19 protein-coding genes are annotated in these 23318 nt (G+C 48.0%); 7 read left to right on the top strand and 12 right to left on the bottom strand.

Annotation, left to right across the window (positions count from 1 at the left end; all coding sequences use genetic code 11):
• The first annotated feature begins 15 nt into the window (after nucleotides 1–15).
• The 3 genes from EL173_RS03440 (at nucleotide 16) to EL173_RS03430 (ending at nucleotide 5223) form a co-directional block, all read left to right on the top strand.
• Nucleotides 16–993 (top strand): glycosyltransferase family 2 protein, encoded by a 978-nt coding sequence (locus tag EL173_RS03440; protein WP_005691887.1) that lies wholly within the window; start codon nucleotides 16–18, stop codon nucleotides 991–993.
• A 461-nt stretch (nucleotides 994–1454) separates the two neighbouring features.
• Complete coding sequence (locus EL173_RS03435) at nucleotides 1455–4121, top strand: cation-translocating P-type ATPase (RefSeq protein ID WP_014571172.1); 2667 nt, start codon at nucleotides 1455–1457, stop codon at nucleotides 4119–4121.
• 142 nt (nucleotides 4122–4263) lie between these two features.
• Entirely contained in the window at nucleotides 4264–5223 is a 960-nt protein-coding gene (locus EL173_RS03430) for an acrylyl-CoA reductase family protein (RefSeq protein WP_005691882.1), read from the top strand.
• Nucleotides 5224–5313: 90 nt separating this feature from the next.
• Here the strand turns inward: EL173_RS03430 and EL173_RS03425 are convergent, their stop codons facing one another.
• The 5 genes from EL173_RS03425 to EL173_RS03395 all read right to left on the bottom strand — a co-directional run bounded on the left by EL173_RS03425 (nucleotide 5314) and on the right by EL173_RS03395 (nucleotide 12766).
• The gene (locus EL173_RS03425; RefSeq protein WP_005684094.1) at nucleotides 5314–6117 is read right to left on the bottom strand and encodes an ABC transporter ATP-binding protein; all 804 of its coding nucleotides are present in this window, start codon (nucleotides 6115–6117) and stop codon (nucleotides 5314–5316) included.
• A 1-nt stretch (nucleotide 6118) separates the two neighbouring features.
• On the bottom strand, nucleotides 6119–7090 hold the full coding sequence (locus EL173_RS03420) for an ABC transporter permease (RefSeq protein ID WP_005691881.1): 972 nt from the start codon (nucleotides 7088–7090) through the stop codon (nucleotides 6119–6121).
• A 28-nt stretch (nucleotides 7091–7118) separates the two neighbouring features.
• Nucleotides 7119–8087 carry an ABC transporter substrate-binding protein gene (locus EL173_RS03415; protein ID WP_005715153.1) on the bottom strand — a complete coding sequence of 323 codons (969 nt, stop codon included), beginning with the start codon at nucleotides 8085–8087 and terminating at the stop codon, nucleotides 7119–7121.
• A gap of 584 nt (nucleotides 8088–8671) precedes the next feature.
• Nucleotides 8672–9628 carry an ABC transporter substrate-binding protein gene (locus EL173_RS03405; RefSeq protein WP_005691876.1) on the bottom strand — a complete coding sequence of 319 codons (957 nt, stop codon included), beginning with the start codon at nucleotides 9626–9628 and terminating at the stop codon, nucleotides 8672–8674.
• A gap of 750 nt (nucleotides 9629–10378) precedes the next feature.
• Nucleotides 10379–12766, bottom strand: a complete 2388-nt coding sequence (locus EL173_RS03395) for a beta-glucosidase (RefSeq protein ID WP_005691868.1) — start codon at nucleotides 12764–12766, stop codon at nucleotides 10379–10381.
• Between the two features lie 457 nt (nucleotides 12767–13223).
• Between EL173_RS03395 and EL173_RS03390 the strand changes: the two genes are divergently transcribed.
• A complete protein-coding gene (locus EL173_RS03390) occupies nucleotides 13224–14240 on the top strand; it encodes an IS30 family transposase (protein ID WP_019728331.1) in 1017 nt (338 codons plus the stop codon).
• 542 nt (nucleotides 14241–14782) lie between these two features.
• Here the strand turns inward: EL173_RS03390 and EL173_RS03380 are convergent.
• Complete coding sequence (locus EL173_RS03380; protein WP_005691864.1) at nucleotides 14783–15436, bottom strand: NAD(P)H-binding protein; 654 nt, start codon at nucleotides 15434–15436, stop codon at nucleotides 14783–14785.
• Between the two features lie 171 nt (nucleotides 15437–15607).
• On the opposite strand from EL173_RS03380, the gene EL173_RS03375 reads away from it, so the two are divergent.
• From EL173_RS03375 to thiD, 3 genes are all read left to right on the top strand, one after another.
• Nucleotides 15608–16441 carry a hypothetical protein gene (locus tag EL173_RS03375; protein ID WP_014571171.1) on the top strand — a complete coding sequence of 278 codons (834 nt, stop codon included), beginning with the start codon at nucleotides 15608–15610 and terminating at the stop codon, nucleotides 16439–16441.
• Complete coding sequence (locus EL173_RS03370) at nucleotides 16434–17495, top strand: hypothetical protein (protein ID WP_005684104.1); 1062 nt, start codon at nucleotides 16434–16436, stop codon at nucleotides 17493–17495. Before EL173_RS03375 ends, EL173_RS03370 begins: the two co-directional genes overlap by 8 nt.
• Nucleotides 17496–17587: 92 nt before the next feature.
• Complete coding sequence (gene thiD / locus EL173_RS03365) at nucleotides 17588–18409, top strand: bifunctional hydroxymethylpyrimidine kinase/phosphomethylpyrimidine kinase (RefSeq protein ID WP_014571170.1); 822 nt, start codon at nucleotides 17588–17590, stop codon at nucleotides 18407–18409.
• Nucleotides 18410–18599: 190 nt separating this feature from the next.
• Here thiD and EL173_RS03360 read toward each other — a convergent pair whose 3' ends face one another.
• The 6 genes from EL173_RS03360 to EL173_RS03330 all read right to left on the bottom strand — a co-directional run bounded on the left by EL173_RS03360 (nucleotide 18600) and on the right by EL173_RS03330 (nucleotide 22993).
• A complete protein-coding gene (locus EL173_RS03360; protein WP_005691858.1) occupies nucleotides 18600–19124 on the bottom strand; it encodes a DUF308 domain-containing protein in 525 nt (174 codons plus the stop codon).
• A gap of 273 nt (nucleotides 19125–19397) precedes the next feature.
• Nucleotides 19398–19577: a hypothetical protein gene (locus tag EL173_RS03350; protein ID WP_005691857.1), complete on the bottom strand. Its 180-nt coding sequence runs from the start codon at nucleotides 19575–19577 to the stop codon at nucleotides 19398–19400.
• Nucleotides 19574–20242, bottom strand: a complete 669-nt coding sequence (locus EL173_RS03345; RefSeq protein ID WP_005684108.1) for an NAD(P)H-dependent oxidoreductase — start codon at nucleotides 20240–20242, stop codon at nucleotides 19574–19576. The genes EL173_RS03350 and EL173_RS03345 overlap by 4 nt, the downstream gene beginning before the upstream one ends.
• Nucleotides 20239–21030 carry an alpha/beta hydrolase gene (locus EL173_RS03340; RefSeq protein WP_014571168.1) on the bottom strand — a complete coding sequence of 264 codons (792 nt, stop codon included), beginning with the start codon at nucleotides 21028–21030 and terminating at the stop codon, nucleotides 20239–20241. The genes EL173_RS03345 and EL173_RS03340 overlap by 4 nt, the downstream gene beginning before the upstream one ends.
• Before the next feature lie 91 nt (nucleotides 21031–21121).
• Entirely contained in the window at nucleotides 21122–22237 is a 1116-nt protein-coding gene (gene mutY / locus EL173_RS03335) for an A/G-specific adenine glycosylase (protein WP_024305800.1), read from the bottom strand.
• A gap of 279 nt (nucleotides 22238–22516) precedes the next feature.
• Nucleotides 22517–22993 carry an Hsp20/alpha crystallin family protein gene (locus tag EL173_RS03330; RefSeq protein WP_005684114.1) on the bottom strand — a complete coding sequence of 159 codons (477 nt, stop codon included), beginning with the start codon at nucleotides 22991–22993 and terminating at the stop codon, nucleotides 22517–22519.
• Nucleotides 22994–23318 lie beyond the last annotated feature (325 nt).

Raw genomic sequence — 23318 nt, 5'->3', positions numbered from 1 at the left:
AAAGGAGCAAGCGTGATGCGACAAAAAACAAATCCCTTCATTTCCGTTGTCTTACCCGTTTACAACGAAAGCGCAGGCATTGGCGAAACGTTAACCGAACTTGCCAATTATGTCCGGGCGCGACCAGAACGGTATGAACTTATCTTCGTCAATGATGGCTCAACCGATGACAGTGCCACCCAGATTAAAGCCGCGATGGCTAAAAACCCAACCATTCGCCTCGTAGACTTCTCGCGCAACTTTGGGCACCAACTTGCCATTACCGCGGGCATTCGTTACGCAAGCGGTGATGCCGTTGTCGTCATGGACGCTGATTTACAAGATCCGCCAAGCGTCATCCCAGCCATGATCGCCCGCTGGCAAGAAGGCTATGATGTTGTCTATGGCAAACGACGCAAACGCAGCGGCGAGACTTGGTTCAAGAAGGTAACTGCCGAAACTTTTTATCGCGTGCTAAAGGCGCTCACAAGTGTTGACATCCCCGTCGATACAGGTGATTTTCGCTTAATGGATCGCAGCGTCGTGAACGTTTTGAAACAAATGAATGAACATGATCCGTACGTGCGCGGCATGGTGGCCTGGGTTGGGTATAGGCAAATTGCCGTAGAATATGATCGGCAAAAACGAACCGCCGGAGAAACCCATTATCCATTAAAGAAAATGCTACACCTTGCCATGAACGGCATTACCAGCTTCTCCACCGTTCCTTTAACAATTGCCAACTGGCTTAGCGGCTTCTTTCTACTACTGGCCGTGGCTATTGTCGGCATCAGTTTCTTTTTAGGTCATCTCAGCTTATTAACTTGGGTGATCGCGACAACGTTACTTGTTGGTGCCGGCATCACCTTCAGCATCGGTCTACTTGGCAACTACATCGGCCGAATGTTTGCCCAAAGCCGACACCGACCGCTTTACATTGTGGCTGACACTTATGGCTTTAAAACGCAAACGACCCAACAACAAAATTACCGCTACCACGCCTTGCAAAATTAACGGTAACTAAGATTTGATATCTGTACCAAAATGGACTGCTAATAACACAAAGCAGTCCATTTTTTGTGAGCGCGAACAGGAGCGCCTAGCAATCGGAGTATAAGTGGCCTCTAGCCTAAATGGCCGGTCTTTGCCATTTAGGCTAGAGGTCCTTATACGCAGATTGCTGCGACTGTGAGCGCGTTATAGAACGCAATGTTATTCCCCTAAATGCCTAGAATAGAAAGCTTTTCCGCCCTCCCGTCTACCTTCTTAAAATCAACCACTCTTTAAACGTGATAATCGCACTTTGACCATTGCGCCAAGGGTCCTTACACGCAGATTTCTGCGCCGGAAAACGCGTTATGGTGAGGTCGAACAACTACGCACTTCAGCACAAGATTTTACAGCCACCGCATCATTATGTTACGGTTATTAAAAGTAAGTACAAAGACAACTCGACCCCAGAAAGGATTGAGCATATGCCAACACCAACGACCAAAGACCTGACGCTTTTGACGCCGAGCGATTTGGCCGCTGATTTTGACACCGACCTCACAACCGGTTTAACAACAAACGCAGCTGCCAAACGCCGCCAAGAAGATGGCCCCAACCAACTGACTGCTGCCAAAAAGCCCAGTTTATGGCGGCAAATCGGGCACCACCTTAGCGACATTACCTCGTTAATTTTACTATTTGCCGTTGCCCTATCTGCTTATCTAGCCCTGACGACTGACAGTGACTGGACCAAAACAATTGTAATCGGCAGCATTGTGATCCTTAACGTCGCCATTGCCTTATACCAAGAACACAGTGCCGAAAAAGCATTGGCAGCTTTAAAAGCCATGACGGTTCAAACAGTCACCGTTGTTCGTGAAGGTAAGACCCAAACCATTGCCGCAGCAGATTTAGTCCGCGGTGATTTGATGCTCCTCAAAGCAGGTGATGCAGTAGCGGCAGATGCGCGACTAATTCACAGTCAGGATCTCGAAACCGATGAAGCAGTTTTGACAGGAGAAAGTTCCGCCGTTGCCAAATCTGCCGCGCCACTGACTGAAGTGCCGGATGATCTTGGTGATGCCGTCAATCGCCTTTTTTCCGGTACGGCAATTACCAGTGGAAAAGCCAGCGCTATTGTCACCGCCACAGGTATGAAGACCGAGTTGGGAAAAATTGCATCATTATTGAATCAAACGCAAAAACAAGCGACACCATTAGCCAAACGCCTAAACGCACTGGGCAAACGTCTATCGTTAGTGGCCATCTTAGGCGGTGCGCTGACGATGTTGTTGTCCATGCTTTACCACCAAGAAACCTTAACCGAAAGTCTCATGCTCGGTGTGAGTCTTGCCATTGCGGCGGTTCCGGAAACATTGCCGGTCATCGTCACGCTCAGCTTGGCGCACGGCGTCCAGAAAATGGCCAAACGCCACGCCATTATTCGACAAGTGACCGCGGTTGAAACCATCGGGAACATCAACGTTATAGCTTCCGACAAAACCGGCACATTGACGCAAAACCAAATGACCGTGACCCATTTTTGGCCGTTTGGTGAAACACTCCAAAAAGTTACCGATCAACCCTTATCAACGAATCAGCAGCAATTTTTGACTTATCTGGGACTGGCAACCAACGCCCGGCTCACCAAACAAGGCGAACCGGATATCGGTGATGCCACCGAGCTGGCAATTGTTCGGCTGCTGGCCCACTACGACTTAAACCGGGATGATCTTGAAACCTGCTATCCACGAATTGCCGAGTCACCATTTTCATCCGATAAAAAGACCATGGCGACCTTGCACAAAACTCCCGATGGCCATTTTCTGGCTATCATCAAGGGCGCTGCTGATCGGATTGCCTTTTCCAATGATCATTGGCACGAGGAAGCTACAGCGATTCATGATCAGATGACTGCGCAGGCATTGCGAGTCTTGGCAGCAGGTTACCAGCAATTCGAAAACGACCCCGGTGCCAACTGGGAGACCCAATTAACCGCCGTGCAACCTTTAGGACTGATTGGCTTAATTGATCCACCGCGTCCAGAAGTACCGGCTGCGATTCAAGCCGCAAAAGATGCAGGCATTATTACCGTGATGATCACCGGCGACCATCTTGACACTGCCACTGCCATCGCAAAAGACATCGGCATCCTCGACCACGGTCAACGCGCCATCACCGGGCACGATCTGAGTCAAATGAGTGATGAAGCATTGGCCGCTGATATTCAGCAAATTCGCGTTTTCGCCCGAACCACTCCGACCGATAAAATCAGAATCGTCAAAGCATGGCAGCAGCAACAAGCCGTTGTGGCCATGACCGGCGATGGCGTAAACGATGCCCCCGCGCTAAAAGCCGCCGATGTTGGCATTGCAATGGGCATCACCGGAACGGACGTGGCCAAAAACGCCGCCGATATGGTGCTCACCGATGACAACTTTGCGACAATTATCGATGCGGTGGCACAAGGACGAACTGTTTATCAAAATATCCTCAAGGCCGTTGAATTTCTGATTTCCGTCAATTTCGCGCAGATTTTCACCATGCTGATCGCGGTTCTGATCGGCTGGGGGGCAATTATGACGCCGGAACAGCTATTAATCGTCAACGTGCTCGCTGACGGTATTCCCGGCTTCTTCTTGAGCCGTGAACTAGCCGAACCTGGCATCATGCGGCTTAAACCGATTCCTAAAAAAGCCAGCATTTTTACCAGTGGACTTGGAAAAAGAGTAGCGGTGCGGACAACGACTTACGTTGGCCTAATCCTCGGCGTTTACGCACTCGGTCGCTTTGGCTTGAGCGCCAATCAACCAATTGTCGGCATGACCATGCTCTTTTTGACGCTGGCGATTGGCTCAATGTTGGATATTTTCCCGATCAAAACCCGTGGACGACTTAATCGCGCTGCCTTCACGGTCAATCCGATATTAACCGGCAGCTTACTTGGTACCATTACCTTGATCTTGTTGTTAGCCACTGTGGCCCCGCTTCAACAGGTCTTTCGGCTGGCACCGTTAAATCTCGGACAATGGCTCATTGTTTTGGCGGTCATCTGGTTGCCGATGCTGGTTGTGGAAGGTTACAAACGCCGCCAGCATCGCAATGAATTAGCCGCATGGCAACCATCGGAATTGATTGGCGATGCGGAATAACGGTTGTTTTGTATTTATTGATGAATCTGCTATGCTTTAGTTAATATTTGAGCAAGCTATGGTGCGTGCCCCGTTTGTCAGATTAGGAGTCGAATTGCGCTATAACGCGTTCACCTGCTCATGCTCACTAGGAGGTCATAAAGTGCAACCGTTTCAGGCATTGCTCCACGACGGCCAACAAGCTACCTTACAAACTATGACGACAGATGACTTACCTGCCGGCGAACTTTTGATCAAGGTTGCTTATTCAGACGTTAATTACAAAGATGCATTGGCCTATCAACCACAAAACCAAGTTGTGCGGCAATTTCCGCAGATCCTAGGCATCGACTTAAGTGGAACCGTTGTCGCTAGTCACGACGCGCAGTTTAAAAAAGGCGATCAAATTATTGTGACCGGTCATGGCTTAGGCGTCAGTCAAGGTGGCGGTTACGCTGAATATGCCCGCGTTCCGGCACAATGGGCGCTACCATTACCTAAAAATCTCACACTGGAAACTGCGATGGCGTTTGGAACAGCCGGTTTGACGGCAGCGTTGTGTGTCACAGCGTTGATGCATGCCGGAATGACACCTGAACGACAGCCGTTGATTTTGGTTGGTGGTGCAACTGGCGGGGTTGGCAGTATTGCCTTGCGATTATTGGCAAATGCCGGCTTTTCAAACCGCGTGGCCCTTGTCCGCACGCCTGATCAGCAACAACAGGTTCGCGCGCTCGGAGCAACCGCCACACTAGCCCTTGACGAGTTACCAAAAGGCAAGGCATTGGCACGTCAACAATTTGACTTTGCCATCGATCCGCTTGGTGGTAGTTTCACCACCAGCCTGTTACCGAGTATGCGTTACGGTGGAGCGGTTGCGCTATGTGGCAATGCTGCAGGCGCTTCCCTACCGCTCACGGTATTTCCGTTCATTTTGCGCAACATCAGCTTGATCGGGATTGATTCTGTGAGTGCGCCAACAGCCTTACGTCAAGCTGCTTGGACCGCGTTAGCCAAGCTAGCCCCAGTGCCTTATCAAACGGTCAATCTCTCTGACTTGCCGCACGTTTTGAACAAACACTTTACCCATCACGCACTGCGGACGGTTGTGAAAATCAGCTAGATTGCAAGTAAATCGATTTTATAGGCAAAAAGATAACCGGCATGCGCTCATTTAATCATGATCGCATGCCGGTTATTTAAGTTTTCAAAACTAGCTCAGCAAGACCGCATCATCGGCAAATTCCTGCCCGCTGCGTTCTTTAAACAGTGTTAACAAATCTTCAACTGTCAAATGTCGCTTTTCCTCGCCGCGTACATCAACAGCGATCTCCCCGTGATCCAACATGATTAAGCGGTCACCGTATTTCAACGCGCTTGCCATGTTGTGCGTAATCATCAAAGTGGTAATCTGTTGAGCGCGCACCATTTGATCTGTCAAGGCCATAACAGTCGCACTCGTTTGAGGATCAAGCGCCGCCGTATGTTCATCCAGCAGCAACAACGCCGGCTTCTTCAAGGTTGCCATTAACAAAGTCACTGCCTGGCGTTGGCCTCCTGAAAGCAAGCCCATTTCTGCGCCAAGACGTTTCTCTAGTCCTAAACCCAATGTCGCCAGTTTCTCCTGAAAATGCTGCCGATCACGACGCTTGACGCCGCCTGCCCAGAAGTTACGCCATTCGCCACGCTTTTCTGCTAAGGCAAGGTTTTGTTCAATCGTCAATAAAGAGGCAGTGCCAGAACGCGGGTCTTGGAAAACCCGCGCAATGAGCTTGGCCCGTTTCGCAACATTTTGGTAAGTGACATCTTTGCCATTGATCAGGATTTGGCCTTGATTAACCGGCAATGTTCCGGCGATGCTGTTTAACAAGGTTGATTTACCTGCACCATTACCACCAATAATAGCGACAAATTCACCACGTTCCAGGCTCAAATCAATTCCTTTTAACGCGTGATTCTCATTGACGGTACCTTGCTCAAAATATTGGTGCAACCCGCGTACGTCCAGAACTGCCATGTTAATGAACCTCCTTTTGTTGCTCTGCCGGTGCAATCGTCATATGATCCGATGTTTTGGCAACCATGCGTTGGTCAGACTTGACCTGTTGCCGATTGCTGTGTCGTACTTTTACTTGGAAGAGTTTCTTTTTCAACAACGGCAGTGATAAGAAAATTGTCAACATGAGTGCGTAGAAGAAGCGCAAGTAGTTCGGATCCACGCCCATATCCAAGACCACCGCAATAATGAGCCGGTAAATCACGGCACCCACAATGATCATTAGCAAACGCGCCCACAACGGCACCCCGCGCACCAGGATTTCGGAAATGATGATAGCGGCCAAGGCAATTACAATTGTGCCAATACCCATGGACAGATCTGCATAGCCATTAGTCTGTGCCATGAGACTGCCAGACAATGCAATCAAACCATTGCTCAACATGTAAATAATGATCTTCATCGCATCATTATTAATCCCGTTAGCAGCCGCCATATTCTGATTGTTACCAACTGCGGCTGCAGCCAATCCCATTTCGGTATGGAAGAAGAAAACCAGAGCTCCGATGACAATTGCCACCACAATAGCGCCCACGATGATGCCAGTCGTTGTCGCATCCCCGCTATCTGTCAAATTGAACACAGTCTTGACCGCGCCAATCAAGCTGACATTGGCTTTTCCCATGATGAAAAGATTGACGGAATATAAACCGGTCATGGTCAAAATACCAGTGAGCAGATCCGGAATGTGCAATTTGGTCGTCAGAAAACCCGACACCGCACCTGCAGCAGCCCCGCCGGCAAAACCCAGCAACGTTGCTGCAATCGGGCCAACTCCTGATACAATTGCCTGAGCAGTTATTGCCGCGCCTAGTGGAAAGCTACCTTCTGCCGTCATATCGGCAATGTCTAAAATACGAAATGTCAGATACACGCCAATGGCCATGACCGACCACAATAATCCTTGGGCAATACTTGATGTCACAATATCCATAACGAAACCCCTTTTTAAAAATGCTCGCTTATTCTGCTTGTTTCAACATCGCTTCAGTCAGCCCAAATTGCTGCATCCGTTTGGGATTGGTGACTAACCGGGTTTTGGCAGGTGTTTCAACTGCCAAATCTTTGACCTGTTTACCCTTCAAAAGCTTAACTGCCAACTTACCGGTTTGTTTGCCGAGGTCCTCGTAATTGATGCCGACCGTTGCAACTCCGGCTAACTTAACCATCGTGGCATCGGCTGGCACAACCGGAACTTTTTCCTTGGTGCTGACCTTACCAATGGTGGCCATAGATGCGGCCATCGTGTTGTCGGTTGGAATGTAGATGACATCACTTTGCTTCATCAAGGCCGTGGCACTTTGTTCAACATCATTGGTCGTTGCCGCGGTCTTCTCAACTGACGTCAACCCTAACTTCTTAATTGCTGCCTTGGCAAGCTTAACTTGAACCTGGGAATTTTCTTCAGCGGCATTGAAGAGCAACCCTATTTTCTTGGCTTTAGGGAAAACTTTGTGAATAAAGCTGATTTGCCCTGCAACATCGACTTTATCCGTTACCCCCGTTGCATTTTTGTCTGGCTTAGAAGGGTTACTTACCAGCCCGGCCGCCTTAGGATCCGTCACCGCTGTAAACAGCATTGGCGTTGTAGCATCTTCCTTATGCAAAGCCTGAGCTGCCGGAGTGGCAATCGCTAGGTTAACATCGTTCTTATCCCGCTTCAGGCGTTGACTCATCGTCTGCAGATTCGACTGATCGCCTTGGGCATTCACATAATCAAGTTTGATCTTCTTACCCTTGTAACCGGCTTTAGCAAGCTCTTCGGTAAAACCTTTTCGTGCTGCGGTTAAGGCTTGCTGATCAATCAATTGCAAAACCCCAACCTTCACCTGACTCTTATCAGCCGCAGCACTCGTGGATTTACCACAACCAGCCAAAGCCACAACCGTCAACGCCGCTGCTACAACGGCAGCCATTTTTTTAATCATCATTTTCTTCCTCCTAAAATAAAGTGAGCGTGAACCAGCGCGGTTAGAAGTCGGAGTGTAAGCGGCCTTAATCGTGATGGCCCGCTCTTGGCCATTGCGACCAAGGTGCTTACACGCAGGTTTCTGGCCCTGTGAACGCGTTATGGTGAGCGCGAGTCACCTTCTACTCACACTGGCACTCGCACTACAGAACTCACTCGCCAAAAAAGGCCAGCCACTGGATTTTCTCATCCATGTGACTGGCCTTTTACTTTTTTCCCGGGAAAGAAAAAGCCACATGGATGAATTCGTCCATGTGGCGGTTAATTGCAAGTGAAATACTCACGGCCATCATGGATACAAACCTGATTGGCTTGTATCCATGAGATACAAACCATTATCCGAAATAGCCGTAATAGTACGCGTGAATAAGTTGTGTTGTTTTTCTTTGTCTCATGATCAACACTCCTTTGCTCAGAAGTTAACCCTTCTGGCTTGTTTCAAAGCGTATACTCATAATCTCAGTTTGTCAACACAAGTTTTCGCCGGTAGGTTGGCTAATCGGATTTCAGAATATCGAAAAATGTCAAAGAATGTTGATATCATGGCTATTTTGGCAGGTGCACCGTTTGCTTAATATTTTTCAGCATTGTTTCATTTTTTACGGTTTCAACTTTGGCCGGTTTTTCAACGCTTAGTTTTTTGACTGCTGTTCCCTTAAGCAGTTTGATCGCCATCTTCGCAGTTTGTTTGCCAAGATCACGGTAATCGATGCCCTTGGTGATGGTGCCTCCATCTTTAACCATGGTTGATGCGGCTGGGACGACCGGAATCTGGTGAGCTTTGGCAACTTTACCGATCGTCGGCATTGCAGCAGCCATCACGTTATCGGCCGGTAGATACAAGGCGTCGACATCCTTGGCTAAACTTTCGGCTGCCTGCTGCACATCATTGGTGGTTGCTGCGGTTCGAATCTGATAGCGCAACCCCAACTGTTTGAGCCGTGCCTTAGCATGTTTGATTTGATAAACCGAATTGGGTTCGCTGGCGTTGTACATTAACCCAATCGTTTTAGCTTGCGGGAAAGTCTGATGCAGCAAATTAATCTGATCTGCCACCGCGACTAAATCTGTAACCCCGGTCGCATTCTTGTCAGGCTTTTCTAAATTCGTCACCAGTCCTGCAGATTTAGGATCAGTAATCGCCGTGAAAAGCAACGGTGTCTTCTTATCGGCTTTTTGCAAGGCTTGAGCAGCTGGTGTGGCAATGGCCAAATTAACATCATTCTTATCGCGCGCCAGCCGGTCACTCATGGTTTTGAGATTAGCTTGATCGCCTTGTGCGTTCACATAATCAAGTTTGATCCGCTTGCCACTGTAGCCAGCCTTGGCAAGTTCTGATTCAAACCCTTTACGCGCTTCGGTCAAAGCAGTTTGGTCCATTAACTGTAAAATACCGACTTTAACCGTTCGACTGCTGGCGGCACTTGATTTCTTGCCGCAGCCAATTAAGGTTAATCCAATCAAGACAGTTGCTGCCAACGTGAGTACGAGATGCTTTTTCATTAAAATTCCTCCCAATTTGCGCGATCCAGCGCCGTTAGACAATTAGATCACATATTCGTCCAAGTTATTTTTTAATTAACAAAAGCCAAAACCGAGTACCTTTTTTGGTTGCTTTTTAGGTGAACGCGTCTGATTAACCGGTATTATCAGACGGGTTAGCCCCTCCGCACGCTTGATCATAACGCGCTCGCTGGCGCAAGGATCTGCGATCTGCGTGTAAGGACCTTGGACGCAATGGTCAAAGCCCCCGGCCATCACGTCCAAGGCCACTTACACTCCGGCTCCTAACCGCGCCGGTTCACGCTTGATCATAACGCGCTCGCTGGCGCAAGGATCTGCGTGTAAGGACCTTGGACGCAATGGCCAAAGCCCGGCCATCACGTCCAAGGCCGCTTACACTCCGATCCTTAACCGCGCCAGCTCACGCTCACAAAAAATGGGCCAGCCGTTGGATTTTATCCATGCGACTGGCCCGAGTTTTCGGTATCGAAAAGCCGCATGGATGATTGTTCATCCACACGGCTTTGTTGGCACATTCAATGTGACAGCCTCATGGATGCAAACCGTTGCTTGCGCGGTTTGCATCCGAGTGCAAACCGCTATCCAAAAAAGCTGCCAAAAAAGTTATTCAGTTGTGTTTGCCGATAATTCATCACGGTGAACACTCCCTCGGTTTTGTATGGGATTAAGCATACTGGAAAGCATTTGTCCGCGTCAAGGAAAAATTCTAATTATTTTACAATACACTTGTTATCCAAAAATCATCTTGAGATATTGATGGTTGGCTGCAGCGACTAACCGATCAACCATGCTTAACTTTAAAATGCCACTTGCTTGCTGGGCCAGTCGAATTAATGGTGTATCTAGCACAATTGCTTGCTGAAACTTAGCTTCCGGGCCTTCTTTGTCAAGATAGTCTTTTGTTCGCATTCGGACCGTGATCCGAGTTACCGTACGGACAATCCATGAGTGTTTTTGCATTTCACGCGGTGTATTGAGTCGCGTGAATTCTCCCGGGACAAACTCATGATGCGGTGGCACCTTTTGACCGGTTAACTGTTCAAAATCATGGACAGTCGGTTTGCCTGATAGTGTGGTATACCAATCAGGAATATTTTTGAAATTGGTGACGTTGGTGCCGTTTAAGTGAACAGGCAACGTTGCCACAATATCAGCAGCGCTTGTGCCAATTGCTACCGACTTGGCAGCGGCAGGAAGCACCCAGGTCTGGGTCTTTTCCTGCCATTCTTTAAATGCTTGCGCGGGTAATTCCAACTGAACTGCGACTGTTTCACCAGCTTTAATAAAGACTTTCTTGAATGCCTTTAGCGCTTTTTCCGGCCGTAATGGACGCGGCTGCTGTTCTTTGACGTAAGCCTGAATCACTTCTGCCCCGTCCATATCCCCTGTATTGGTCACATCTAATTGAACCGTCACCGGCTGTGCATCGGTTACTTCGTCATTGACAAGCCGTACATGCTTGATCGCAAAAGTGGTGTAACTAAGACCAAAACCAAACGGAAACGCCACCGGTACTTTTGCCTTATCGAAGTAACGATACCCGATATAGGAACTTTCTACATAAGGAACCGCGCGCGTGTGTTTGTCATAAATCTCAGCTGACACAACGTCTTGATAGCGCTTAGGATAGGTTTCGGCTAACTTGCCACTGGGGTTGACTTGACCAGTCAGTACCCGTGCGGTTGCCGTTCCAATATGCTCCCCGCCTAAATATAAATTCAAGATCGCCTGTACCTGATCTAACCATGGCATCTCAACCGGTGCTCCGGCGACCAATAAAACAATGACATGCGGATTAATCGCTGCAATGGCCTGAAGCAAGTCGTTTTGTACTTTTGGCAGGGCCATGTTCTTCCGGTCAAACCCTTCTGATTCATAGTTATCGGGTAACCCGGCAACAAAAATAACCTTGTCGTGCGTCCGCGCTAATTCCAACGCTTGGGCAGTTTTCTCTTGATCAACTTCATCATCAAGTCGATACCCGGCTGCGAAATCATAAGTGAGCCCGGCCTGTTTGATTCCGGTCAAAATCGACACTTGTTCAGCTGCTTGAATATGGGAAGAACCTGCACCTTGAAAGCGGGTTTCCTTGGCCATCTCACCAACAACCGCTAATGATTCACTGGTCTTCAATGGCAAAATGTGGTCATCATTTTTTAGTAACACAATGGCATTTTCCGCAATTTTCTGCGCTAACTGAGCATTTTGGTGTAATAAGGCTTCACGCGTACCATGGAAGCTAGGCCGATGTTTACGCGCCATTTTGATAATATTAGCTGCTGCACGATCCAAACTGGCCGACTGCAATTCACCGGACTGCAACGCCTTCAATGCCTCATCGTCAAATAAATGATCATCACCTGGCATTTCTAAATCCGTTCCGGCATTAAGCGCAGCCACTTTGTCGTTCAACGCGCCCCAATCGGTGATGACCGCACCATCAAACCCAAATTGATCGCGCAACACGTTTGTCATTAAATAGCGATTGTCACTCGTATAAGTACCGTTTACTTTGTTATAAGAGCACATGACGGATTCTGGATGGCCTTCAGTAACGGCAATGCGGAAAGCCTCCAAATAAATTTCATGAAGTGCCACCGGATCAATCATCGAATCGGACGACAAGCGACCATTTTCCTGATTATTTGCAGCAAAATGTTTGAGACAGGCAGCGATTCCTTGCTTCTGCATGCCTTGAATCCAGGCCGCACCAAGCTTACCGGCCAAGTATGGATCCTCGCTAAAATATTCGAAGTTCCGCCCGCATAACGGATTGCGTTTCATGTTTACCCCAGGGCCCAACACGACATCAACTCCCAGACTCTGAGCCTCAAGCCCAATCGCTGCCCCCATTGCGGCAATCAATTCCGGATCCCAAGTAGCCGCACTGGCACTCGCGGTTGGAAAACTTGTGCTTGGGACACTGTCATTAATCCCTAAATGGTCAGCAGCAGCGGCTTGGTAACGTAAGCCGTGGGGTCCATCACTCATTCGGATACTCGGAATCTTATGATCAGGAAGTGCTTCGGAGGCCCAGAAGTCCTTACCAGAAGTCAGTTTCATTTTCTCTTCAGTGGTCAGTTGATCAACATTGATGTTTGATGCTGAGTTGTCCATCAAATTACCCCATTTTCAAATTTCTATTAGAACCATTTCCACCCTTAATATAACGTTTTTTTGTGGCGATTTCCTGTTAACGGCTCTAATTTTGTAGAAAAGAAATGATTAATCCTTTAATCTGACAGTGTTTATCATTTTGATTGATTATTATTGCAAGAAACTGACATCTCACAGCTTCTTTTTAATAACTAGTCATTCGGCCGAAAAAGTGCGCTGATGACGAAAAAAACGTCCGTTCTAAAATTTTATGCCAGAACGTCATAAAAAGTTCACATTTAGCGATTATTCTGTTAACTGTAGCAAGGAAGTTTACCCCCTTCTTACTACTACCCCAACCCAACTTTTTTCATTTCCCCAGTTTACAATTCAAGTGCAACACCCTGACGACTAGACCATAAAGGCCATGAAGACCTATTCTTGTTAGTGCTAGCTAAACAAGAAAGCAGGAATCTTCATGACCCACTCTCAGACTAACACCCACAAGCATTACCAACAACTCAGTTTTAGCGACCGTGCTACAATTCAGGCCCTTCAGGCTGCTGGTGACACCGCGACCGTGATTGCACAGAAGCTTCATCGCAGTAAAGCGACAATCTCACGAGAAATCACGCGTGGATCTGTAACTCAGCTCGACTCGAAGCGTCACTCGCATCAAGTCTATCTTGCGGAAACTGCCCAAGCCATGCACGACCGTAAACGCGATAGAACCGGTCACTACGCCTTTCTTAAGACCGGCCGTGCGTTCTTCAAGGCTCTCGCCAGGGAGCTTACTCGTAAGCCGCGCGTACACAGCGTTGATAGCTTCGTACACTTCTATCGCGACCAGGGCAAGGCTTGCCCTTCAACGACAACTGTGTATCGCTACATCGACGCCGGGCTGCTTGAGCTAGACAACATGACACTTCCCAAGAAGCTCCGACGCCGCATCAAAGGCTATAAGAACGCCCACAAGCGCAAGAATAAGAAGATATACGGCGACTCAATCGAGTTGCGTCCTGCGGCCGTGAATGACCGCACAGGCGTGGGACATTGGGAAGGCGACTTGGTCAAAGGTATTCGCTTAGCTGATGAGCCAGCATTAATGACGCTCACAGAACGGTACAGCCGGACTGAGATCATCGTCAAGATTCCTGACTATCATGCGGGCACCTGCCTTAAAGCCTTGCAGGACACGATCGACGACTACGGGGCCAAGGAATTTGAGAGTATCACTTTTGACAATGGTTCCGAGTTTGCCAAGTTATCAGAGATTGTTGGAACCCAGATTTACTTCGCACATCCGTACTCGCCTTGGGAGCGTGGCACAAACGAGAACGCCAATGGACTGCTTAGGGAATTCTTCCCGAAAGGGAAGTCTCTCAGAGCAGTTACCCTGGTTGAAATTCAAGCAGTCCAATCCGCACTGAACCATCGTCCCAGACGTATTCTGAACTATCTTCGCCCATGCGATTACTACCGATGCATGGCGTAACAGCCTAGACCACTATCAAGAATTCGTTATCATCGTTGCACTTGACTTGAAAATTGAGGAACTTTTTTCATTTTTACTCCTCCAAAGTAAAAATAAGTCAGCTCCACCCCCAATGGCGCTGACACGGGAACACCGCGTACCCCCAATACGCGGTGTTTTTTTGTTGAGCGCGAGCCGGCGCGGTTAGAAGTCGGAGTGTAAGCGGCCTCAGACGTGATGGCCGGGCTTTGGCCATTGCGTCTGAGGTCCTTACACGCAGATTGCTGCGACTGTGAGCGCGTTATAGAACGCAATGTAAGTTCCCTTAACTGCTTAAACTAAAAATCCTTACCTCCAACACCACAAAAATTAGTCTAGTACCCAAACTATATCACCAAACTTTTATCAGTTGATAAGCGCATAACCACCGCTACCAACCCACCATACCGCGGCTAACCACCCATCGTTTTCCAAACTCATTCATCTCAAAAATCACCAAAAAACACGATTCACACAAGGCTTTGCCCCTGCGTAAACCGTGTTTTTTTGGTTGCTATTACCGCTCATTCATCCACATCGCGAACGGTTATCCGATCTTGCAAAGCGGTTGGCTGCTCTAGCTGATCCAAGATTGCCAAGGCCATATTACCTGTTGTGATGTGACTCTGACCATCTTCGCCAACTAGTAAGGTATCTTTTCCTGCAATATAACCCGTTGCCGGTCCGCTTGGAAAAGCCTCGCTGGCGGATATACCAATCCATTTAACGTTATCGGTCATCTGCAAGAATCGATATTCATCATACTGAAACTTCGCACCGTCATACCACGGCTGACTCGCAGCACTTTCCGGAAAATCAAGAATCATCGGATGATCGGCACCCGGCATTGCCAAGCTAGCACTTCCCAGAATAAAAACGGCTAACGTATCCGCATTACGCAACAAACTAATCAAATGCGTGGCAAAATCCAAATGTAAATAGCCGCGGCCTGAGCCCCACGGAACACTCAGCGCATCAACAACGGCATCAACGCCATCTAGATCTGCTTCGCTTAAATCTAGTGGTGCCTTCACCAGCGTCGGAACGGTTTGGCCCAGCCGGCGCGCAGCTTTTTGCGGATCGCGCACGACAGCCAACACATCATGACCGCGTTTTCTCGCTTCGGCAACAATGGCACTTCCGGCACGTCCAGTCGCACCCAAAACTGCAATTTTCATTTTCTTACCTCATTTCGTAAACCCGAACACCCTACACGAGCTCATTTTAGCATGCATCCATTTAAAACGGTTGATTTGACCTTCTTAGCTCTAAATGAGAAGAAAACTTCCTTATATGCCCGTTTATGCGGTACACTTAAAATAATTGGACAGAATGTGAGAGGATATTATATGTCAATCGAAACGAGTCTTACTTACCAAAAGAAATTCTTTAGTGATTTTACCGATGCTTGGCATAAAAAATCACGTTACCGCCTTTATCAGGGAATCGATGCCACAGCAGAGAATTTGCGCCTCGATATTGAAGAAGCGCCTGGCTACATCTTAGCTTACGACAAAAGCGCCCAAGCCGAACTGCATGATTTTTTGCAAATCGGGTTTATTGATTTCTTGCGGCAGCATATTCCGTTTTTTGAAGTCAATGATCAAGGGACGATTTATTTTGGTAACTGGTATCACCGCCGCGATTTTGGTCATATTAACGTCATTTTGCGCGCGATTACCCAGTCAACCGATGAGCAACGCAAGATCCTGCCGCAACTGGAAGCCTTTTCCGATGATCCTGATCACTATCTGGATCGCCAGTTGGACGCCATGCGCAAGGAAGTTTACCACGATGTTGATTCACTGCATACACAAATTGATAATCTTGAAGCTGAAGCAGCACCTGAACGCGATCAATCCGCCCAAGGTAACGGTGGCTTCCGCGGACTTTTGAAAAATTTCATCGATCCAAGTGATGAATCCGATGCACCGGCAGCCCATGCATCCAAAACCGATGCCTCGCAACTTAAAGCCCGCTTTGATAAAGAAAAGCTGGCGGCTGATGACGCCTTCGATAAACGTAAACGCGAATTGGAAGTTTCTGCAGCCATTACCCGTTATGAATACCAAGCTGTCTTGAGCACCTACAGTTCCGTTGCGGAATTTGAAAATGTTCTTGCCAACTTGAAAGATGATTTCATGCAGTCATTAAAGCTTGAAGGAGGGCGCACACATGCTTAATCTTAATGACACACATTTGGCTGCCCTAATTGCAAAACCGTTAAATGTCTCACAGCTACGTCAACAAATCAGCACCGCGTATCAAACCGAAGCTGACCGACTAGCCGATTCGCCTTTATGGGGTTCAAATGATGATGCGTTAACCGCGTTACTAGCAAGTTACACGGGCTTGATGCGTGACAAACTTTATCAAACGTTGCAAAATATTGCTGCCATTCCAACTAATTTTTTACAGACATTGTGGTTTAAAGACACGACTAGCGATCCCCACCACAGTGAAATCACGCTTATTCAGGCAACTGAAGAAGACAATCAGCCCCTGCTAACCATTGTTGATCCGCTAAGCCCAAGCGCCACCCTGAAAGCCGTCAATTTGCCAACCTTGTTACAAATTACGGCAAGCGACAGCAACGCGCTGCCTTACGATGCCGATGAAATCAAAGCACTGTCTGCTTTAACCAAGGCCCTTAATCAAGGCGGCTATCAATTTGCAACCATTGACGAAACGGTTTTGCAGCCAATCAACGGCTTACACTTTAAAACCCGCTTTGATAATCTCAAACCATTAGTCGCCAAAAAAACGGTTGTTAAAGCCGGCGAATTCAGCATTCAGACTAACCTTGATCGGGACAGCAAAGTTCTCGACTACCAGGTTCTGGATGAAGACGGCCATGATTGGAAAGATTTAGGTTCTGAAGAGGTTAAAGGTGACCGATTTGAATGGGCCTCGACCACAATTCCGGAAGAACTGGTCAACCATCACCTCAAGCTGGTCGTGCGGGTTTCTGCCGGGACGAACTCCCCTGCGTTAGACGAACTGTTTGTCATTGCTTCCAGTAATGCGATTTTGATGCGGCAAGGCAGTCACCAAGGTGTATATGAATTACCGCTGCCCAATCAAAAACTCTTTACTGTAATGGTTAATCCGGACAATAATATGATTTACCTGAAATACCCAGATCCGGAAACTCAGGTAATTGAATTAAATCGGCAATACCCATTTATTGGCGAATGGCTCAAAGCAGTTTTACCTCAAAAACGAGCCTTTAACTAACCGTACAGAGGAACGATTGGCATTAGCGCAAACCTTCCAATGAATGGACATGCTGATGAGAGCTCAGACTTTTTTATCAGGAGATGATCATGATGGCTAACGAATTTCCACAAGTGATGACAATTGGTGGTACTGACAGTGATGGCAGTGCCGGCGTTCAAGCAGATCTGCACAGTTTCTTCATGCGTGGCGTTTACGGTGCGACCGTTTTGACCGCGGCGGTTGCCGGTAATTCCTATGGTATCCAAGACAGCATGGTGATGCCGCTGCCGTTCATCGACGCGCAGTTCAAATCCTTGGCTGCTGACCTGAAAATCAAAGCAGCTAAAACCGGAATGCTGGCTGATAAGGCATTGGTACAAGCGATTATCAAAAACTGGCAACAGTATGACTTCGGTGCGCTGGTGGTCGACCCGGTCATTATCACGAAGCACGGCGCGATGCTGCTGGAACAAGATGCCTACGATGCCGTCAAAAATGAACTGATTCCCTTAGCAACCGTGGTAACTCCGAATCACTATGAAGCAGAACATCTTACCGGCATGAAACTCGACACTGATGCTGATACAGAAGCTGCAGCCCATCAGCTACAGGCATCAGGAGCAAAAAACGTTGTATTAAAAGGTGCCCATGATGATCCAACTCAAAAAGAAGTTCGGGATTTTGTGTTGCTGGAAAGTGGCAAATCTTTTTGGCTGAGCGAACCTTATCACGATACGGACCGCGTTAACGGCACCGGCGATACACTTTCGGCAGTGATTACCGCCGAAATCGGCAAAGGTAACGATGTTGAAGACGCCATTCGGATTGCCAAGCGCTTCACTAATCAGGCAATTGGCCATCCAATTCCGGTTGGACACAAATACGGTCCCATCAATCATTGGGCTAATCAAATTGTGTATCCACAACAATAAACCGATGACTAACCGCAGAACAGCTCGTTGAGTAGCCTTGTCACCATTGCGTAAAAAAAGCAGGACCAATGCTGCGACGATATCGCGCATACATGGGTCCTGCTTTTTTATATTGTGAGTTAGCCATAAGTTGTGATGCGAATATAAAAAGCCATGGATAAATTCGTCCGTGGCTTTTTGTTTGGTCAGCTTAATCGCTTTTTTTAGTGAAAAGTTGCAGAATGCCCATTACCACAAGCACGCCGCCGAACAAGGCGAAGACCATCATCACCGTCTTAAATGGGTTAATCGCCATGATAAACCCGATAATAAGCAAGGCCACACCATAAATAATCGTCGACCATGGTGAAACATTCACATATTGCTGTTGCTGGCGGGCGCCGATAATCTTATTAACCCCGTAGATCATCAAGATAATCCCGATAATCAACGGTCCCAGACTCATGAGCGGCTTGACGATTGCCGGAATCAGCAACGCCAGCAAGAGGTAAAATCCTCCGGCAAAAAGCGATGTCCCATAAGTTCCAGAACTTTTGTGCGCAGAAAATCCATCAATCAATTTAGGAATAGCGGCAATAATCAGAACAGCGGCAACAATCCACAGAAAGCTTCGGTAGACCTGATGCGGATCAATTAAAATCCAGCCACCAATCAAAATCATAAGCAGGCCGCGCAACCACGACCAACGTTGAAGACGATCAAACATTGCTTGCATTTTTGATACTCCCTTTTTTCCGAGCGTGAGCCGGCGAACGCGTTAATATGAGCGTGAGCCGGCGCGCTTAGCAATCGGAGTGTAAGCGGCCTGAGGCGTGATGGCCGCTCTTTGGCCATTGCGACTCAGGTCCTTACACGCAGATTGCTGCGCCGGCAAACGCGTTAATGTGAGCGTGAACCGCGCGCTTAAATCCCACGTTGTTCCAACACTTTATGCTAATTAAAGCATAGCATATCGTTTTGCAATGTCCCTCCGTCGTCAGACTGAACTTTACCACTGCTCATGATTCCAACTGCGCCCATCAATTTCGGCTTCATATTGTTCACGGCGCTCAGCTTGCTTGGCGACAAACGTCTGTAAAGCCGCAAAAAACGCTGCATTTTCATACGATGCCGCGTCTTTTTGATGCTGGGCGGCCGTCTCGATAAGCCATTGTTCATCGGTCGTCACTCTGACTCACCTGCCTTTAATTCATGTAAAGTCAGCCGCAACCGGTCAATTTCATCGGTTTGGGCGGCAAGTTGATCCGCCAGCATGCTCGTTTCCGGGTTGGCTTGCAGGCGATCAATATACCATTGCGCCTGTTCGTCAGGATCATCAGGGTGAACTAGGGTCAGATATTGCTGGTACCGCACAAGCAACTGTTGGTGAGCCATATCCGTTTGATTGGCAAACTGTGAAATCGTCAAAGGAGCCAGCAAATCCAGGCCCGTTTTTTCTGCAAGCGCCGCATACGGAGTTAAAAATTGACTGAGGCTAAAGCCCACCTTACCACCCAGCTGATATGCGGCTTCTGGCTGGCTGAAACTTACCACTAATCCCAGTGACTTTCCCCTCAGCAACCCACCATGCGCATCATAGACAAACTGCTTCAGCCACACTTCTGTCAGCCATTGATGCAAACTGGCAGGCGCCATATACCAGTACAACGGAAACTGGAAGACGATTCGATCAGCAGCTTGAATGGCATGTTGTTCAGCGGGCACATCAAAAGGCAGATTAACATCCAAATGATGCCACGCTACCTGCGACAAGGTTGCCGCACTGGCTTTTAAAAACTGCTGGGTGTTACTTTTTTCAATGTCTGGATGACTGACAATCACTAATGTTTTCAAATTGATCCCTTCACTAAATGCTGTGCCAAAAACGCCACTGTCCCCGGCCACGCTGCCGACAAGTACCCTTCTGCATGCTGACCACCGGGAATTACCTGCAAAGTCACCGGCACACCGACTTTTGCCGCTGCTTGAGCCAGTCGATAAATCCCACTAACAGGAATAATTTCCGCCTGTGAATTAGCCAAGTACAGCGGCCCTGCATCAGCCGTCAACCGGTCAAACGGCTCAACCCGGGAAAATTTTGTTTCATCTGCATCGACATAATTCAAAATGAACCACTTGTAAAATGGATCATTGCGCCCGCCTTGATCAATCTCGGCGCTGGCCGTCTTAACAAAATCCGTTTTCGTATCGGGTTGAGCCACAACTGCTGGATGATCCGCAAACCACTGTTGAATGTCGAAAATACCCGACCAAGAAACAGTTGGTACACCTTCAGCCAGCCCGACATCAACGGCTAGTGATCCACCGGCACTCGACCCGAAGACACCCAGATTCTCAACTTGAGCATGGGTGCGCAACCATGAAAAAGCCGCTAAAACGTCATCACGTGCGGCTGGAAAAAAGTCTGCCGGTGCCAACCGATAATTAGGAACCGCCACGTGATAACCCAATGCGGCGAACCGTTTAGCCATATCGCTTTCTTTTTGCTTTTCACCACGAAACCAGCCGCCACCATGAATATCAAGAACGGCTGCTCCATTTGGCTTATCCGGTTCATAGAAGTCGAGCTTTTGTAACGGTGCATCGCCATAAGTGACGTCTTTAGTTACCTTAACTGTCAATCTGACCACCTCCGCTTTCATTGATGACCACAGTATACCGCCGCTTTTTCCAAACCAGTTAACAATTGTCTTGCACTGCTACACCAGATGATTATCCCGGCTCAGTTAATCCCAATGCCCGATTAAGCTTCTTTTGAACGGTCGGAAGTGCCATTTTACCAAAATCTTCAACCGGTACCCACCGTGCTGGCATAAATTTTAATTCGGCAGCGGCTGCATCCGCTCCGATTAAAGTCAATTGCCAGCGTTGATGGGTGAAGGTATGTTGCACCTGAGGACGACCGAGATCAGCAAAAGTTAAAGTCATTCCCGACAAGTCTGCAAACCGAGCACTGATTTCATCCAACTGTTCGCTTTCCATAGTGGCTTCAAGGTCGGCAATATCAATTAACGGGAACATCCACAAATCAGCCAACATCCCCTTACCTGGACGCTGTTCAAGCAAGTAACCGGCCTTTGATCGAATCACCAACGCAAAATAACGATGAATGACCGGCCGCGGCTTTTTGGTTTTAACTGGGTAGTCCTGCACAACGCCATCGCGAAAGCTGGCATCAAACGCGCGCACCGGTGAATGGGCGGGATCAGGATGACTGGCAGACATATAACTTGAACCCAGATCCATCACGGCCTGGTTAAAATCACCCGGCCGCTTCTTGGGCATCAGTGGCCGAATCAAGTCATCGAACACTTTTCGGGTTTGCGGGCGCGCAATATCGGCATCCACTTTAAACAGTCGGGCAAAGACACGAAATGCGTTCCCATCAATGGCCGGAACGACTTCTCCAAAACTGATGGAAGCGATGGCCCCAGCTGTATACGGCCCAATGCCAGCCAGTGTCTGTAACTCCGCAGCCGTTTTCGGCCACTTACCGTCATAGTCATTCACGATTTGTTTAGCTGCCTGTTGCAAGCGGCGGGCGCGTGAGTAATAGCCCAACCCTTCCCAAGCTTTTAGCACCGTCGCTTCCGGTGCTGCTGCCAACGCTTCAACTGTCGGAAACTGCGCCATAAACCGTTTATAGTATGGAATGACGGTTTGCACCTGGGTTTGCTGCAACATCAACTCGCTGACCATGACGTGATAAGGGTCATGGTCTTGACGCCACGGCAATGCCCGTGCATGGTGATCGTACCAATCCAAGAGTGCATGCTGAAATGCCGCAATTTTTTCAGGCGGCCAATCCATTAATTTGTTATTTGTCATCATAGAAAATAGCTTACCATGGAGTTTCATAATTTGGAAAAGTAAATCGAATCGGTTAAAGGCCAATCTCACTCGGTGCAAAAAGAGCAAAAAAATCAGCCCCACGATCGTACGCATCATGGGACTGATTTCTTACGGTTCAATGATCACTGCAACTGCTGCAATTCTCATCGACTGATTTTTGCTTACTACTGGGTTTTGCCCATCAACGACAGTGGTGCCGCTTCTGATCATGCTTGCAATGCAGTTCGTGAATCTTGAGCCGCCTTATGATAAACATTACTGAATGTCAATGTTGTGACCAGACTCCTTAGATTCAGTTAACTTTGGCAATGTGATGTTCAGAACACCATCTTTGTAGCTTGCCTTAATGTTGCTGTCATCAACGTTTGGCAACTGATAGCTCCGACTCATCGTGCCATAGTTGCGTTCGGACATCATGACGTTGCCGTTCTTGTCGGCGTGATCTGTGATGTCGTCCTTGTGAACATTAATGCTCAAGACACCATCATGGTAGTTCAGCTTGATGTTGTCCTTATTGATCCCAGGTACATCAACATGAACTTCGTAAGCGTCCTTGGTCTCCTTAACGTCAGTCAGCAATCCGTTGACGGCCGTGCTGGCAATGGAAGGTGTTGCCCAATCCATCCAGTCAGATACCGGGCCGAAGAACCGACGTGCCAAGTTGTCAAAGAACGGATCATTTACATCATTCATCAACTCATTATTACGACGATTCATAACTTCATTAGCCATAACAGATAACTTCCTTTCAAACAGAGACTTCTGGGATTCAGGAGAACGATCTTAGCTCCGGAGCTCTTGTTCCTTCTCCCTCGCTCCACCTATAGTTATACCACAAATTAGCACTTGTGAACGCCAAGTGCTAAATTTTTTCAAAAAAAGTTTTTAAAACAGGAAACGCGGCAATGGTTCACTTTATTTTTCTTGTCAATAGCAGCTATACCGATGATGTCAAAATGGTCTGCAATACCTCGAATCTTCATAGCTATCGTCATTTACGAACTTCGCCATTCCAGAGAGTTGTAAGTAATCAGGCAGCCTCCAGCATAACGCGTTC

Source organism: Lacticaseibacillus rhamnosus, assembly GCF_900636965.1.
Classification (GTDB): Bacteria; Bacillota; Bacilli; order Lactobacillales; family Lactobacillaceae; genus Lacticaseibacillus; species Lacticaseibacillus rhamnosus.
This window is presented reverse-complemented; position numbering and strand designations above follow the sequence as displayed.